Genomic DNA, 15,956 nt, shown 5'->3' with positions numbered 1-15,956 from the left:
AAAAGAAAAAAGGACCAGCGCATGGCGCGCTGGTCCGGTCACAAAATCAGGCGTTATTTGACGGCCTTGATCCGCTCGATCATCTCAGAACCATATTGGTCTGTATAAACGGCGTAGGATGCTTCTTCTGCCAGTTTTGCAAACGGTGCCTTATCGACGTCAGTCAGAACCTCCATACCGTGTTCGCGCATCATGGCGACCCCGCTATCTTCAAGACGGTTGACCTCAGCGCGGTTCGCTTCAACCCCTGCCTTCGCTGCCTCGTAGAACCAACCTTTTTGTTCATCACTCAGCCCCTCGAACAAGGCAGGTGATGCAAGGAAAATGGCCGGTGAATAGACATGACCAGTCAGAGATGCGTATTTCTGCACTTCCCAGAACTTAGAAGCCGAGATCACGGTAACCGGGTTTTCCTGACCATCAACAACGCCTTGCTGCAGGGCACTAAACACTTCCGGAAATGCCATCGGTGTTGGCGCGGCCCCCATGCCCGAAAAGGCGGCCATATGGACTTTGTTCTCCATGGTGCGCAGCTTAAGACCATCCAGATCACCGGGCGTTTTCACAGGATGAACATTGTTGGTAACATGACGAAAGCCATTTTCGGCCCATGCCAGGCCAACCAGATTATTCTCATCGACCTTTTTGAGTAATTCCTGACCGATCTCTCCATCAAGCACCTTGCGGGCATGATCATAGTCGCGGAACAGGAACGGTAGATCAAAGGCGTAAACTTCGGGAACGAAGTTGCCAAGCGGCCCGGTCGACACCATGGCCAGATCAACCGAGCCGATCTGCAGCCCTTCGATCAGGTCGCGCTCGCCGCCAAGCTGACCGGCAGGTGCCTGTATTCCGGTAAACTCACCACCAGAAAGCTCTTCAAGCTTGTCAAAGAATGCTTCGGCGCCAACGCCGAAATGCGAGGTCTCGGAAGTAATTGTGCCAAGGATAAGTTGCTGTGCGGCCTGCACTGGTGTGGAAAGCGCGAAGGCAATCGCCGCACCGATAATAAAGTGTTTCATCTTGTTTCCTCCACTGATGTCTATGCGAAAGTCTTGTTATGCTTGGGCGATGGCCCCGCTTTCGTCTAATAGACTTGGTTATGCGCCTGATCCTTTATGGATGGCGCGTTTCAAACAGTTGGTTCGCTGTTCTGGAAGTCATGCCCGTACCTAGCCGTCCGGGCATGACACCCCCTCTGTCATTGCGCTGCTTCGGGCAGCACGACGACCTCGTAAAGTCCAAGCTCAGGCAGCTCAAGCACGAGCGCGCCATCTTCAGTTTGGCCTTCAATTTCTTTATCCGACTTCAGAAGCCGCGCCGGACCGACACCATCCTTTATCCGCAGGACACCGCCCGAGATTGGCAAGTGCGGTCCAACGGATCGGGTTCGCATCCCGCTTTGATTGATCAAATGAATGACCAGGCCTGCATCCGACCGTCCAACGACAATTTCAACCTGATCTGGCAACTCAGCCGTGACCGTCGGGGTCGCAAGATCGGCAACACAATCGAGGAAGAAATCCCTGATTTCGGTCGTCCCGAATTCGCGATAGGTATGACCAATGGTCCACGGAAACTGGGTAACACTGCCACCATTGATCAACCGAACCGCAGCTGGGTGGTCGCTAAGGATATGGCCATAACACTTTTCGGGTGGGCCGAACGGCGCTTGCGGTGCAAGACGGCCCATCTTTTCGGCACGCGGCTTCCAAACGTAATTGGCATAGGTGCCGTAAACGGCCACCATACGCGGCGCAAAACAAAACGCATCAGATTGCGTTTGTTCAGCATCGGTCACGAATGTCGACCACAAGTCGGAACCGGTCAAAACATTACCAGCGCGCATGATAGCAGGGCCTGTGGCAAGTTCGCCTTCGCCCTCGTCGGTTATTGCACTGCCTCCGGTCAGCACAACATTCCCACCAGCCGCCACATAGGCGTCCAAAGCCGATGCCGTATCAGATCCAACCTGACCAAGGTCAGGTAAAATGATCATCTGGAACTGACTGAGACGACCTTCTTCAGCGATCTTGGAAATGCATTCGACCGCCACCACGTCAAACGGCAGGTTACGCTCCGTCAAGCCAGAGAAAAGCCCACGGAATTCAGAAACATTTTGTGCATAACCTGGTTCAGCGCGGCGCACCGGATCAGGCCGAACCAACGCAATATTCGAGGCGGGTCGAAGACCGCGATAAATTTCATGATGGTTGCGATGAAAGCACTGAATTTGGCCTGCCACAGGCAGGTTTGCATAGGGAATACGGCCCGGTGCACCCATGATATATGTCGACGGATTTCCGCCGCGCGCGATTGCCTGCAGCAAATATTGCGCGAACATTTCAGGCTGCTCGCCAGACATCCGATAGGGCATATCGATGAAAGATACCGAGTTCACCAACAGGGAAATCTCGGGCAGACCAGTCATATGCGCGCCGACATTCTCTGAGGTGTTATGGTGCCATGGCTCTCGCCCGAATGCGTTGTTTGCCTCGTAGTAGACAATCGGCGCACCGCGTTTGAGAACAAGCGCCGCATCCGGACGTCTGGCGCTGATATGGTCCGAGATCTTGGCACACAGTGTGGTTACGACATCATTTGCAAAACTCAACCACTGCGCATAGTTCGGGCGCCCCGGACCATCGGGAAGCTCCTTGCCACCGGAGTATGTCGCAAAGCGCTCTTGGCAAACATTGCAACTGCAAACGCCGTGATAGACCCGGCTGTAATCCATTTCGGAAAAATCGAACCAGTTAAAAAAGAACCCATCAATCGGATAGCGATCAATGACCTCATCCAGAATGTCTAACGACCGGTTCTGATAATAATCACGGTTCGGACAGGTGCTATAAAGCGTGTTGTAAATCTGCGGCTCGCCCTTCGGCGATACAAACAACCACTCCGGATGTTCCTTGGCAATACGTGGGGATACCTTGGAAAAATCGAGGCGTGACAGGACTTTGATCCCGCGTCTCTTTGCAGCGGCAACAGCATCACCAATCAGATCTCCTGACGGTCGGTCTGCCAGAAAGGGATTGCGAGTCTGATAGGGCAGATCAGTCGGATAAAACGAAGAGATTCCGCCGGTATTAATCAGCCACGTCGTCGCACCCTGAGCCTCAATTCTATCAAGAGTCTGTTCAACATCCATAGTTGCGTCGATCTCTTGCAGATTGGTTTGGAACACAGAAAAGGGACGGCGCCACCACCCATCTTCTCCGGTGAAAGATGTTCCACCAGATTTACGATCCCGCTCGTTTTCCCCTGACATCTTATTTTCCTTATATTTAGGCGTTTGCCGAGCATGGCGCAGCGACGCTTTCAGTGCCTCGACACCATGCTCAGCTATCACAGCTTGGTAAATTTGTAATAATTTGTCAACACTATCTATATCTTGATAATGCGCACTGCCTGATCACACGCCGACTATTCAGAATCTGAACCGGATATTGCGCCAAGCACCCGGAATAGTGCGGAATGGTCACTCTGCCCCTCGCCTTGTGCGATCGCGGCATTCATGATCTGAACCACACCAGCAGTATTCGGAAGCGCGACATTTAGCTGCCCCGCATTTGTCAGCGCGATATTCAAGTCTTTGCGGTGCAGGGCGATTTTGAAACCAGGGTCGAAGGTTTCATCAATCATCCGTTGTCCATGCAATTCGAGGATTCGCGACTGAGCAAAGCCGCCCAGCATGGCGTCACGAGCGACCTGTAGATCGACACCAGCCTTTTTCGCAAGAAGAAAGGCTTCGCTGACAGCTTGGATCGTCAGACCAACCACGATCTGGTTGGCAACCTTGACTGTTTGCCCTGCCCCTATATCGCCGACGTGAGTGATATTTTTCCCCATTGCCTCCAACACTGGACGTACAGAAGCCACCGCATCCCGGGTTCCACCAACCATGATCGAGAGAGTTCCTTCCCGTGCGCCAGTTTCGCCACCAGACACAGGAGCATCAACATATTGAGCACCAAGGGCATTGATTTTTGAGGCAAATTCCTTGGTTGCCAGCGGCGATATCGAACTCATATCAACCAAGATCGCGCCGGAACCAAGCGTGGAGGCAACCCCCCGATCGCCAAACAGAACCGAATCAACGTCTGGCGTATCTGGAACGATCAAAATAACGATTTCGCTTCCTTGCGTGACCTCTGCAGGCGTTTCGCAGGCAGTCGCACCGAGATCAACCAGATAACGCGACGCATCTTTTACCCGCGTAATCCGCAATTCGTGCCCCGCTTTGATCAAGCGCTCAGCCATTGGGCACCCCATAGTGCCAAGCCCGATGAAGCCAATTTTTGCCATGATAGTTTCCTCCGTCGTGATTATGATACGCGTATGCACTCCGGGATAACCGGATATCATTTTCGCCTGATTGGCCAAACGGAAGTAACAGATTTTTACAAATTTTCCAACTCGCTTGCGATAACAATGCAATTTTGCTAGCTTGGAAGCTGGTAAGGTCGGAAAAAATTGCACCGCCACACGCTGTTTTTAAGGCAAGGGTCAAAGTGCCCAATGATGTCTTTTCCGACGGGCGTGCTAAATATCCAAAGCATCAGATTGGGAGGATAAACGTGACGGTTGATGAAGTCGCAGACAAGCTGTCTGACATTACGTACCGTGAAATGTTTGATCTCATCCGTAACGGAACCTGGGCAGAAAATTCACGTCTGCCTTCCGAAAACGAGATGGCACGTCAGTTCAACGTTTCGCGTCCGGTGATCCGACAAGCGCTTGCACGGCTCCGTACTGAGGGGCTTATTTTATCACGTCGCGGATCGGGTAGCTTCGTTACGCGAAAGCCGTCTTCAGACGTACAGTTTCCGGTAATTGCCAGTATTGCAGACATTGCTCCCTTTTCCAGCTTCCGCGAGGGTGTGGAGGGTGAGTCGGCAGCTCTTGCAGCTGAGCGCCGCACTGACAAGCAACTGGAAATGTTGCGCAGCGTATCGACCTGCCAGCCGGGAGATTCAATTGAGGATAGCGCAGGCAGAGATTTCAAATTTCATGTCGGCATTGCCGAGGCATCAGGCAACCCATTCTACGTCAACACACTGCTGTCACTTCGTACACAAATACAATTATGCATGAATCTTACATGGAATATTGCGGCTTTCAGTTCCGACTTTAATAAAGCTGTAAATCACGAGCACCAGGAGATTTTTGACGCCATCGAAGCCAAAGACCCAGAGCGTGCACGCACCGCGATGCGTCACCATGTATGCTCGTCTCATAAGCGACTGATGGAAGGACAGACAGGAAAATCCTGACGAGATATGTCATCAGAGCAGCAAGATAGACAAAACCATACCGTGCATGGAAGTTTGGAGCATCGATAGATGAACCCGCGAAATTTTTGTTTCGAATACAGAATTGGCATTGAAGGTGAGGCCGCAGCGGCGGCAGCAAGATACCGCACCGAAACGGATATTGCGCGCCTGAAGAAAGCGATGTCCGACCTCGAAAAGCTCCACCAAACGTCACAATTCTCCTTTGAAGTGGATTTCGAATTCCATCTCTCTGTCGCCCGTGCCACGCATAACAACTTTTTCCTAAGCTGTCTGGAAACTATGCTGCCAGAGATTCGCAGCGGCATGGTGCTTGCTATCGCCCCATCAGGTCTTTCAGCAGAAATGAAAGGCATGGCAATCCGCCAACAACACCTTGCCGTTTTTAATGCCATAGAAAGACGCGATGATGCTGGGGCGCGCCATGCGATGCGTATGCATCTGTCTCGTTGCAGCCAATCAACCCGGCACTGGGACGGTGCAGGAACTGCGTTAGAACTTGACGAACAACCATACTGAAGCACGTTAGCAAACGAACACTCTTATACTCTTGCCCCGCATATACGGGGATTTTGCCGCAAGCAGCGCTCACGGCAAAACCGAATTACTGATCAGGAATTCACCTGATGGGCGGCCATCGTTTCCAGAGCCCGTACGAGTGCCGAATGATCTTCCTCTCCATGCCCCAATGCACCGCAGACATTGAACAGTTCCTGAACCAGTGATGTCGATGGGAGTGAGAGTTTGATACTTCTTGCGGCATCAAGGGCGTTGTTGATGTCTTTTTGATGCAGTGGAATGAGAAATCCTGGCTCGAAATTGCGATCAATCATACGCTGACCATGCATTTCAAGGATCTTTGAGGATGAAAATCCACCCATCAATGCGCCACGCACCTTTGCCGGATCAGCCCCCGCTTTTGACGCGAACAGCAAACCTTCAGACACCGCATTGATGGTCAGTGCGACAATGATCTGATTGGCCAACTTTGGCCGTTTGCCCATCACCAACGCCCCCCCCCCCCCGACAAGATTAATGTTTTTGCCCATGACTTTAAGGACAGGTAGGACCTTGTCGAAATCCTCTTGCGTGCCACCAACCATGATGGAAAGGGTTGCAGATTTGGCACCGGCTTCACCGCCGGACACCGGCGCATCAAGATACGCACAGTTAAGGTCAGAAATATGGCTGGCGAATTCTTTGGTTGCAACCGGAGAAATCGAACTCATATCGATGACAGTTTTACCCGCATCAAGCCCCTGAGCCACGCCGCTCTTGCCAAACAGGACAGCCTCAACATCAGGCGTATCAGGCAACATCAGGATGATAATGTCCGATGCCTTGGCAACATCCTTTGCCGATTTGGCTTCCTGACCGCCCATTTCTACCAAATGACGGGATTTGTCTTTTATCCGATGAAGCTGAACGCTATGTCCTGCTGAAATCAGGTGCCAGCCATCGGTTGCCCCATTACACCCAAACCAATGAATCCGATATTCATTTTGATCCTACCTTTTTTACTATGTTTGATGTTTACCTGTCCGAACCGGTAGATCGTCGGTTCAGCTTTTCGACCACAGATCTTCCTGACTGATCTGATTAAGCATGCTCTCGCCGGCGCGGTAACGCTGCAGATTGTCGAGAATCATCTTCAATGAACGTTCCGAGCGATCTGGCAAAGAGGCTGTAAAATGCGGCGTGATAAGTACGTTCGGCATATCCCATAACTTATGCCCCTCTGGCAGCGGTTCCGGGGTCGTAACGTCGAGGCCTGCGCCTGCAATGCCGCCATTTTCAAGTGCGTCAATCAGTGCGGCCTGGTCGACAACCGGGCCGCGCGACAAATTGATCAACACGGCGGATTTTTTCATTTTTGCCAGTTGTTTGGCCCCGATCATGTGATGCGTGGCATCCGAAAGGTTAATCACAAGCGCAACGATATCGGCCTGCTCAAGTATTTCATCAATCCCTTCGCCACGATCACTGCAATACATGCGATCCACGCCTTCGGGGGTCTCCTCATCACGGCGTCGATAGCCCAGGACATTCATGTTAAATGCCTTCGCCCGCACGGCCAGCGCCTTGCCGGTATGGCCCATGCCAATGATGCCCATCGTGCGGCCACTCAGAGCGCGCAAGTTCGCCATCTCAGGAACCCGACGCCACTCATGGCGTTTCTGTGCCTCATAGAAATCCCGGTACCCGGAGCACAGTAAAAGCGCGAACATCATGGCATGTTCGGCCAGCGCTGGACCAGAACGACCGGCTGATCCGGTCACGGTCAAACCTTTTTCGAACACCTCGGGTGTGGCGGACTTGGTCAAACCGGCATGATCGCAATGTATCCATCTAAGATAGGGAGCAGACAGAAAGCGCGCGTCGAGGTCCCCTTTGAGAATGGCGACCTCGGCTTCGGCCAAAGCAACAGCAACAGCATCATTATCCGCCGTATCAACCTTGATCATTTTGCCCGGGGCAATCGCAGATTCCAGGCGCGCCCACTGACTTGGGTCAAACGGAAGATCGTGAGAAGCAAGGGTGACAAAAGACGACATGACGGGCGTTATCCTGTTTTGTTTCAACGTTTATTAAAGAAGCCGGAAAGAAGGCTCGTTGGTTGCAATTTGCACAAAATCGCAAAAATATCACACATTATAAAGTTAAAATAATGTACTATTTTTTCCAACAAAAAAACAAGCAGGGCATCGCAACTGTCGGTCAGAAAGTGGCGATCACGTAACTTTCAAGTTCATATTTTCGTTATTCTTTGACGCTTACGCGGGCTTATCGAGGCGCTTGCGGCGCAATCGATCCCGGAAGATCGTATGAGCATTGCGGGTATGCTCTTCGATCGCACGCACTGCTTCGTCTACTTCACCTTTTTCGACGGCCTCAACAATGCGCCAGTGTTCTGCAACAGATCTGCGCATTTGCGCGACATTCAAAGGTTCTGTTTTAGAAAGCGCCCTAAGCCAGCTGTCGTGTTTACGGATGATTGCAATGGCTTCACTATTGAAGTGATGATTGACGATCAGATCGTGAAATTTCAGGTTATATTCACGGTAGGATGAATAATCGCTATGTTGGGCCGCCTTCTCGCAGCCTTCCTGATAGCGTCTTAGCTCGGCGATATCTTCTGACCGTGCGAATTCGACAAATGACCTGACAATATAAGCCCACAGAATGGCCCGAAGCTCGAAAACATTGTGGAGCATATCTTCGCTAATTTCGCGAACACTGGCACCACGGTTTGGTTCGATGGTGACGAGCCCTTCACCTTCCAACACCTGAAGTGCCTCTCGTGCCGGGTTTGTACTTGTTCCATAGCGCTTTGCAATTTCGGATACTTTAAGGCGTGAACCTGCCGCAACTCTACCGTTGAAAATTTCTTCTCGAATCGATTGGACCAAACGGACGTATCCTGGTTCACGCACCTTTTTATTCTTGGTTCGAGAAGTAGTGCCGTCCTGTTTTGTTTTTGTTGCCTGCGTCATCTTATTCCTCTTACCGGCAGGACTCCTGCATCCCAGCATCGCAAAGCGTTTTATATGGCTTTTGATCACATCGCAGGCGTGGTGCCCGCTAGAACTGAACTGTCAGCATTTAACATAATACATGATTCCTGCAAATCATCACACGCGCCGTGTTCAAATCGATTTCAAAAATGAACAGCCCGATTTTGACGGACCGAGGACCACAGCGCCAATCCAATGATCGCGACACCGCCGATTCCGGTAACGACTTCTGGAACGTGCACGATGGATTGTACGAACATGATAATTGAAAGCGTGATGATCGCGTAGAACGCACCGTGCTCAAGATATCGATATTGCTTTAACGTACCGCGCTCGACGAGCATGATGGTCATAGAGCGCACATACATCGCGCCAATACCAAGACCGATCGCAATCACCAAAAGGTTCTGCGAAAGCGCAAATGCCCCAATCACGCCATCAAACGAAAACGATGCATCAAGCACTTCAAGATAAAGGAACGCCCCCAGTCCACCTTGGGCCGCACCTTTCATCGCCGTTTGCGATTGGTCAAGCAAAGCACCGATAACCTCGACAATCAGAAAGGTTACCAGCCCCCAGATCGCCGAGACAAAGAAGGCATATGAGTGATCTGCACTCGTCTGAAGCGATGCGAACCCAAGAACGATCAACAGGACGATCATGATCTCGAAGCCACGGATGCCAGCAGCGCTCACCATTTTGAGTTCCAGCCAATGCATCCAATGCTCGTCTTTTTCGTGGTCAAAGAAAAAACTAAGACCAACCATCATCAGAAATGTGCCGCCAAACGCCGCAATGGGCAGATGGGCATCCTGCATGATCCGAGCGTATTCATCAGGCTGCGTCAATGCCAGCAGCAATGCTTGCCACGGACCAACATGCGCCGCCAACACGACAATCAGCAGCGGGAAAAGGATACGCATGCCGAAAACAGCAATCAAAATGCCCCAAGTCAGAAACCGACGTTGCCAGACCTGCGACATTGTTTTTAACTTGTTGGCATTCACAATCGCATTATCAAACGACAAGCTGATCTCAAGCACGGCCAATACGGCGGTAATCATAAAGATCGTCGCAGTACCGCCCAATGTTCCCGTCGCCTGCCAGCCGACAACGCCGCCCAAACACAATCCGATCACTGTGACAAGAAAAGCCCACCGGAAATATCGGTAAACCGAACCTCCCTGAACAGGACTTTCTTGTCCGCCACCTTTAAGCATTCTGCTTGATCCGATGATAGAAATAGTCGGCCCCCTTGGTCGAGAGCCAAGCCTCATAGGACGAACGGTTCTCATCTTTGGTGCAGGGGTAAAGACCGATTATGGTTTCGCCTTCGGCCACCTGTTCGGCGACAAATTCTTCGTAGGCTGTCATCTCGATACATTCATCGGCGACATCGTCAGCAATCTCTGCAGGGATCACAATGACGCAATCCGCATCGCCAACAATAACATCACCGGGAAAAACCGGCGCATCACCACAGCCGATCGGTTCATTGATGGCAATAGCCTCATTATTGGTGAGATTAGTCGGGCTTGATGGGCGGGTATGATAGGCCGGGATATCAAGACCCGCAATCGTCGCAGCATCCCGAAAACCGCCATCTGTCACGACACCGGCACCGCCGCGCTTCATCAGACGGGTCAACAGAATATCACCAGCCGAGGCCGCGTTGGCCTGTTTGCGACTGTCCATAACCAGCACATGGCCCACAGGACAGGTTTCAATGGCAACACGTTGGGGATGCTCGGGATTGCGGAAGACATCAATTTGATTGCGATCTTCACGCGCGGGCATGTAGCGCAGGGTAAATGCCGGCCCGACCATGTTGCGCCCCTTGTTGCCAACAGGACCAACACCCTGGATTACCTGATTGCGCAGGCCCCGTTTGTAAAGTGCTGTTGCAATTGTCGCGACCGATATGTGCATAAATTTTTCGCGTGTGCTTTCTTTCATCGTCCGATCCTTAAATCCCTAGAAATACGATCACGGCACTGCCACAACCCAGCTTGGTGCAACGCCAACATTGACGCGGTTGACAAAATCTAGATCCCCGTTGGTTCCAATTTGATAAGTCCAGACTTCACCGCTTTTTTCCCCCAAGGCGACAAGCACCCGACCAGAAAGATCAACACAAAACGCACGCGGGCAATCCGGCGCCTTAACAGCACATACCCGCTCCATTTCCCGATTGGCTTTCAAACGGTAGCCAAAAATTTGCGAGCTGTTTCTTTCTGACGCATACAGAAAGTCCCGGTTTGGGGTCAGGCAAATCTCAGACGCCCACGCCTTTTCGCCTTTGGGCAAAAGCGCGACCGTTTGCCTGGGAATAAGCGCCCCCGTTTTCGCCCCGACGTCAAACAGCGTTAAGGTACCGACGAATTCAGACACCAGGTAGGCGACCGCTCCATCATCAGAGAACACAATATGACGCGGGCCGGAGCCGCTCGGAACTTCACGGCGGGCAACCGGTCGAAGTGAATTGCGCGTATCGTCGAACGCATAAGTCTGGATAAAATCTCCACGCAGACTGGTTGCATACACAAAACCATTGGGGTCCTCGATCAAGCAATGCGCGTGCTGCGCGTCCTTGATCATGACCGGCTCCCCGACCTTTCCTTTCGCATCAATCGGGCTGATGGCGATTTTGCTGCCTTTATAGGAACTACTCAGCAGGCGACTTTCACATGATGTCGGCACCGTATAGCAAACACCTTCTGGCAGATCAGCTTGGCCAAGGCAGGACAAGCTGCGCGCCTGACGGTCAAGTTCAAAACTGAAAACTCTTGGCTTCTCACCACGCCAGCCGGCATATACCCGACTGCCTGCACAGTTCACCGAAATCGGCATCCCCGCACAGCCGCCCTCAACATCGGGCAACCGCACTTTATCAAGCAGAGAAATATCGCCCGTTTGAGCATTTAACTCACAGAGCGCAAGCGCGCCTTCCCCGGCAAGGCCGATCACCAGAAGAGACGCACCTGCAACCTCAGGAGCGGTGCTGTTGGTCGGTTGCACAGTCTCGCTCCTAATTTTGGTCTGTCTGAGTCAGCCGCAGACGCGCACGACGACGAAGGCGAGTCTGGAAATAGACACACTCACCGACGGTTCCAGGTTCGTATGCGTTTTCGTTGGTTGGCATATCCGTCACGTTGCGGTCACTAGGGTACTTTTCGATCTCTTCTTCGACCAGTTCCACACCCAGGCCCGGCGCATCTGGAACTTTCAGTGCGCCGTTTTCTGACTTCAAAGCAGGCGAAACGACTTCGTAACGACCGGACCAATCAAATTCGATACGTTCAAGCATCAAGGCATTTGGAATCGTCGCCAATACGTGCAACGCCGCAAATTCGGCGACCGGCCCAAGCGATCCCGAATGTGGCGCCATGGTGATGTAATGAGACTCAGCCATTGCCGCCATTTTGCGCATCTGGGTAATGCCACCGGCACGGCCGGTATCGGGCTGAATGACATCAACAAGATCGCGTTCGATATAAGGACGAATACCCCAAATCGTGCTGACCCTCTCCCCCGCCGCCAGCGGGACATCCACAGCATCCCGCACCCGCTGCAAGGCGTCGAGATTCTCTGGCGCGACCGGATCCTCGTAGAACAGAAGATCCAGCTTCTCCAACTCACGCCCGACAAGGATCGCATCGGTCGCCGTCATCCATGACGGCCCATGTGCATCCACCATCAGATCGACATTTGGCCCAACAGTATCACGGATCGACGACACCAGATCGATGTCAACACCGCCGGTAAAGCCGACTTTGATCGCGCTATAGCCGCGATCCATCAATTCACGCGCGCGCTCCGGCGTTTTTGCGTGCCCATAAACAGGAACCGTGTCGCGGAACTTGCCACCCAGCAGATTCCACACAGGCTGGCCCAACACCTTGCCCTTGATGTCCCACAGAGCCATCTCTATCCCGGTCAAGGTACCGCCGCCGACCGTACCAGTCATGCCATGCCCCATCAACGCGGCATAAACACGATGCCACAAGCGATCAATGTTGCTCGGATCTTCACCAATCAGGATGCTGGTTACATCCTGAACGGCACGTTCAATAACACGCGGCCAACCGGAACATTCGCCGATCCCGTATACACCTTCATCGGTTTCGATTTTCACAAACAACCAGTTGCGCGAGCCACGAAAAGACCCTTCGCCAGCGGGCATGCCCGGACGTGGGCCCACCTGCATCAGATACGTTTTTATGTCTGTTATTTTCATTGGATATCCTCAGGTCGCTTCATGGTAACGAACACGTTGCTTTTGCCCACGTACGCGTGGGTCGGCAACTGGCACAGCCGAAAGCAGCGACTGCGTATATTCATGTTTTGGTGTCGTGCAGACTTCTTCGGTATCGCCGGTTTCAACGATGCGTCCTCGGTACATCACCGCAATACGATCACAGAAATAACGGATGACCGCGATATCATGACTGATCAGGATAAAGCTCAGATCAAGGCGTTCCTGAAGATCAAGAAGCAGGTCAAGAATTTGGGTTCGCAGGCTTACATCCAGCGCAGATGTTGCTTCGTCTGCGATGATGATCCGCGGATTAGGGGCGATCGCACGCGCAATCGAAACACGCTGGCGCTGCCCACCGGAAAAGGCGTGCGGGTAACGCATGAAAGCCGATGCGGGCAACCCGACAAGCTCAAGCAGTTCGTAAACACGTTCGCGAATCTGACTCCCTGATAGCTTGCCTTCGACAATCAGTGGTTCGGAAATAATCTGACCGATTGTCATACGCGGGTTCAGGGACGAAAAAGGATCCTGAAAAACGGTTCGAATATCCCGCCATGGCTGGGCCAGTTCGCCTTCGCTCATCGGGGCAAGATCAAGTTCTTGTCCCGATGCATTGGTATAAAGAATGTGACCAGACGTTACATCATGCACACGCTGCAAGCAGCGACCCAGCGTTGTTTTTCCCGAACCGCTTTCGCCGACAATACCAAGGTTCTCGCCGGTTCGCAGTTCAAGATACGCATCGTTCACCGCAACAAGACCACCACTGACTTCTTTTTTAAACCAGCTTTTGCTTGCACCAAAAACCTTGCGAACCCCATCAGAAACCAGGCAAGGCTCCCCGACGGGTCGTTTTTCACGCATCGCCAACCGACGTTCAGACGGGCGATCAAGTTCCCGCACAGAATTGAGCAGACGTTGGGTGTAGGGATGTTTGGGATTTTCGAATATCTCGTAAACGTCCCCGGTCTCAACCACTTTGCCGAACCGCATCACTGCAATCTCATCGGCAATCTCTGCCACAACCCCCATATCGTGGGTAATGAACAGAACGGCCATGTCGCTCTCTTTCTGAATCGATCGAATCAAATCCAGAATTTCCGCCTGGATGGTCACATCCAGAGCCGTTGTCGGTTCATCCGCAATCAAAACGGTGGGATTGCAGGCGAGTGCCATAGCAATCATTGCGCGCTGACGCATTCCGCCGGAAAACTCAAACGGGAATTGGTCAATCGCCTTTTCCGGCCTCGGAATTTCGACCTTGCGCAGCAATTCAAGCGTCCGCTCACGTGCTTCTTTCTTTGAAACACGCTCATGTAGCCGGATGGCCTCGCCAACCTGATCGCCGATCCTGTGCACGGGCGAAAGCGAACTCATTGGTTCTTGGAAAATCATTGCAATGTCCCGGCCACGAAGGTTCCGGATTGCAGATGATTTGGGATTGAGCTTCAAAAGATCGATCGTCTCTTCCTCACCCATACCGCGTGCGGTGCGATGACGGTGCAGCAAGACTTCGCCACCACAAACACGCCCGGGCGGATCTACGATCTGCAGGATAGACCGCGACATAACGCTTTTGCCCGATCCACTTTCGCCAACAACGCAAAGCGTCTTGCCGGCATGCAGTTCAAGCGAAACGTCATCCACTGCGCGAAACGGACCACGTTTGCTGACAAATTCGGTGCTTAGGTTCTTGATCTCAAGAACCGTTGTATTGGCTTTTGTATTCATGTCGGTCGTGCTCATTAATTATTGTCCTGCGCATAGGGGTCAGCTGCGTCACGCAGACCATCTCCCAAGAAATTCAGAGCAAGGACGGCAATACACACAGCGGCCCCCGGCGCAAACAACCAAGGCGCCTGTGACATGGTTCGCACGTTCTGAGCTTCTTTCAACAATACGCCCCACGAAATTGTTGGCGGTGTAAGACCCAGCCCAAGGAAAGAAAGTGAAGTCTCCGCAATAATCATCACTGGAACCGCGAGGGAGACAGAAGCAATGATGTGGCTAACCAGCGAGGGCATAATGTGTCGGAAGATCACCCTACGGGGACGGCAGCCATCCAATCGCGCGGCCGTAACGAAATCTTCTGTGCGCAGCGCCAAGAACCGCCCACGCACTACACGCGCAAGCTCGGTCCAGGCAACCAGTGACAGGATAATTGTAATCGCAAAATAGCGAGTTATGGGTGACCAATCCTGCGGCAGGGCAGCACTTAACCCCAGCCAGATCGGGATCGTTGGCAATGAAATCACCAACTCCACAACACGCTGGATCAACATGTCAACCCGACCACCCCAGTAGCCCGATATCCCACCAAGAATCAGGCCAAGCAACAGACTCATGCTTACACCGATCAGGCCGATGGACATGGAGATGCGCGTACCGTAAATCGTACGGCTCAGCATATCTCTTCCCAGGCGGTCAGCACCAATCAGAAAGAAACGTTGATTGGGGTCTTCGGTTGTCAGGAAATGACGTTCCATGGGAATAATCCCCCATAGTTCGTAGGGCTGCCCCTTGGCAAAGAAATCCAGATAGATTTTCTCGTCCGGACTTTCTGTGTAGGTCGTTTGAAGCGTGAAAGGGTCACGCTCGGCGTTCATTGCTACGACGTAAGGACCAAAAGACCAGCCATTATCGTCGTCGTAATCGATAAAATGCACCATCTGCGGCGGATGATATATGTCTTTCGATGATGCAGAGTTGGGGTCATACGGCGCAAGAATTTCCGCAAAGGCACCTACAAAATAGAACAGCAGGACAATAACCACACCGGTCATGGCCAGACGATGCCGGCGGAACGCAAACCAGATCAGACGCCACTGTGAAGCAAAGTCTTCAGGTGATTGCGAAGAGGCACGAGGGTCGATTTCAGCAGTCATT

The 15,956-nt window shown here is 52.4% G+C and carries 14 protein-coding genes; 2 read left to right on the top strand and 12 right to left on the bottom strand.

The window, feature by feature from the left end; translation table 11 throughout:
* Positions 1–53 precede the first annotated feature (53 nt).
* The 3 genes from K355_RS0106725 to K355_RS0106715 all read right to left on the bottom strand — a co-directional run bounded on the left by K355_RS0106725 (position 54) and on the right by K355_RS0106715 (position 4,491).
* Positions 54–1,022 (bottom strand): TRAP transporter substrate-binding protein, encoded by a 969-nt coding sequence (locus K355_RS0106725; RefSeq protein ID WP_022731350.1) that lies wholly within the window; start codon positions 1,020–1,022, stop codon positions 54–56.
* A 179-nt stretch (positions 1,023–1,201) separates the two neighbouring features.
* The gene (locus tag K355_RS23335) at positions 1,202–3,274 is read right to left on the bottom strand and encodes an alpha-amylase family protein (RefSeq protein ID WP_022731349.1); all 2,073 of its coding nucleotides are present in this window, start codon (positions 3,272–3,274) and stop codon (positions 1,202–1,204) included.
* 155 nt (positions 3,275–3,429) lie between these two features.
* Positions 3,430–4,491 (bottom strand): 2-hydroxy-3-oxopropionate reductase, encoded by a 1,062-nt coding sequence (locus K355_RS0106715; protein WP_309471160.1) that lies wholly within the window; start codon positions 4,489–4,491, stop codon positions 3,430–3,432.
* Positions 4,492–4,583: 92 nt separating this feature from the next.
* Between K355_RS0106715 and K355_RS23330 the strand changes: the two genes are divergently transcribed.
* Both K355_RS23330 and K355_RS0106705 read left to right on the top strand, forming a co-directional pair.
* Positions 4,584–5,279, top strand: a complete 696-nt coding sequence (locus tag K355_RS23330) for a FadR/GntR family transcriptional regulator (protein ID WP_022731347.1) — start codon at positions 4,584–4,586, stop codon at positions 5,277–5,279.
* A gap of 69 nt (positions 5,280–5,348) precedes the next feature.
* A complete protein-coding gene (locus K355_RS0106705; protein WP_022731346.1) occupies positions 5,349–5,816 on the top strand; it encodes a FadR/GntR family transcriptional regulator in 468 nt (155 codons plus the stop codon).
* Positions 5,817–5,908: 92 nt separating this feature from the next.
* Here K355_RS0106705 and K355_RS24835 read toward each other — a convergent pair whose 3' ends face one another.
* The 9 genes from K355_RS24835 to K355_RS0106660 all read right to left on the bottom strand — a co-directional run bounded on the left by K355_RS24835 (position 5,909) and on the right by K355_RS0106660 (position 15,955).
* The gene (locus K355_RS24835; RefSeq protein ID WP_425425741.1) at positions 5,909–6,709 is read right to left on the bottom strand and encodes an NAD(P)-binding domain-containing protein; all 801 of its coding nucleotides are present in this window, start codon (positions 6,707–6,709) and stop codon (positions 5,909–5,911) included.
* Positions 6,710–6,859: 150 nt separating this feature from the next.
* Positions 6,860–7,852 (bottom strand): D-2-hydroxyacid dehydrogenase, encoded by a 993-nt coding sequence (locus tag K355_RS0106695; RefSeq protein WP_022731345.1) that lies wholly within the window; start codon positions 7,850–7,852, stop codon positions 6,860–6,862.
* Between the two features lie 219 nt (positions 7,853–8,071).
* Positions 8,072–8,791, bottom strand: coding sequence for a GntR family transcriptional regulator (locus tag K355_RS23320; protein WP_022731343.1), 720 nt, complete (start codon positions 8,789–8,791; stop codon positions 8,072–8,074).
* Between the two features lie 164 nt (positions 8,792–8,955).
* Positions 8,956–10,032: a DUF475 domain-containing protein gene (locus tag K355_RS0106685; protein ID WP_022731342.1), complete on the bottom strand. Its 1,077-nt coding sequence runs from the start codon at positions 10,030–10,032 to the stop codon at positions 8,956–8,958.
* Positions 10,025–10,768 (bottom strand): ribonuclease activity regulator RraA, encoded by a 744-nt coding sequence (locus tag K355_RS0106680; RefSeq protein ID WP_022731341.1) that lies wholly within the window; start codon positions 10,766–10,768, stop codon positions 10,025–10,027. The genes K355_RS0106685 and K355_RS0106680 overlap by 8 nt, the downstream gene beginning before the upstream one ends.
* Positions 10,769–10,798: 30 nt before the next feature.
* Positions 10,799–11,830 (bottom strand): lactonase family protein, encoded by a 1,032-nt coding sequence (locus tag K355_RS0106675; protein ID WP_022731340.1) that lies wholly within the window; start codon positions 11,828–11,830, stop codon positions 10,799–10,801.
* A 10-nt stretch (positions 11,831–11,840) separates the two neighbouring features.
* Positions 11,841–13,049, bottom strand: a complete 1,209-nt coding sequence (locus tag K355_RS0106670; RefSeq protein WP_022731339.1) for a mandelate racemase/muconate lactonizing enzyme family protein — start codon at positions 13,047–13,049, stop codon at positions 11,841–11,843.
* Positions 13,050–13,058: 9 nt separating this feature from the next.
* The gene (locus K355_RS0106665) at positions 13,059–14,816 is read right to left on the bottom strand and encodes a dipeptide ABC transporter ATP-binding protein (protein WP_022731338.1); all 1,758 of its coding nucleotides are present in this window, start codon (positions 14,814–14,816) and stop codon (positions 13,059–13,061) included.
* A complete protein-coding gene (locus K355_RS0106660) occupies positions 14,816–15,955 on the bottom strand; it encodes an ABC transporter permease (RefSeq protein ID WP_022731337.1) in 1,140 nt (379 codons plus the stop codon). The genes K355_RS0106665 and K355_RS0106660 overlap by 1 nt, the downstream gene beginning before the upstream one ends.
* Position 15,956: the final 1 nt, after the last annotated feature.

It is taken from the genome of Thalassospira lucentensis MCCC 1A00383 = DSM 14000, assembly GCF_000421265.1.
Taxonomy (GTDB): Bacteria; Pseudomonadota; Alphaproteobacteria; order Rhodospirillales; family Thalassospiraceae; genus Thalassospira; species Thalassospira lucentensis.
Note: the sequence above shows the minus strand (reverse complement) of the source record. Positions and strands in the feature narration are given on the sequence as shown.

What these genes read in the sequence shown, in the direction of transcription:
- K355_RS0106725 (WP_022731350.1), bottom strand. Translation starts at nt 1,022, where the DNA reads ATGAAACACTTTATTATCGGTGCGGCGATTGCCTTCGCGCTTTCCACA.
- K355_RS23335 (WP_022731349.1), bottom strand. Translation starts at nt 3,274, where the DNA reads ATGTCAGGGGAAAACGAGCGGGATCGTAAATCTGGTGGAACATCTTTC.
- K355_RS0106705 (WP_022731346.1), top strand. Translation starts at nt 5,349, where the DNA reads ATGAACCCGCGAAATTTTTGTTTCGAATACAGAATTGGCATTGAAGGT.
- K355_RS0106695 (WP_022731345.1), bottom strand. Translation starts at nt 7,852, where the DNA reads ATGTCGTCTTTTGTCACCCTTGCTTCTCACGATCTTCCGTTTGACCCA.
- K355_RS23320 (WP_022731343.1), bottom strand. Translation starts at nt 8,791, where the DNA reads ATGACGCAGGCAACAAAAACAAAACAGGACGGCACTACTTCTCGAACC.
- K355_RS0106685 (WP_022731342.1), bottom strand. Translation starts at nt 10,032, where the DNA reads ATGCTTAAAGGTGGCGGACAAGAAAGTCCTGTTCAGGGAGGTTCGGTT.
- K355_RS0106680 (WP_022731341.1), bottom strand. Translation starts at nt 10,768, where the DNA reads ATGAAAGAAAGCACACGCGAAAAATTTATGCACATATCGGTCGCGACA.
- K355_RS0106670 (WP_022731339.1), bottom strand. Translation starts at nt 13,049, where the DNA reads ATGAAAATAACAGACATAAAAACGTATCTGATGCAGGTGGGCCCACGT.
- K355_RS0106665 (WP_022731338.1), bottom strand. Translation starts at nt 14,816, where the DNA reads ATGAGCACGACCGACATGAATACAAAAGCCAATACAACGGTTCTTGAG.
- K355_RS0106660 (WP_022731337.1), bottom strand. Translation starts at nt 15,955, where the DNA reads ATGACTGCTGAAATCGACCCTCGTGCCTCTTCGCAATCACCTGAAGAC.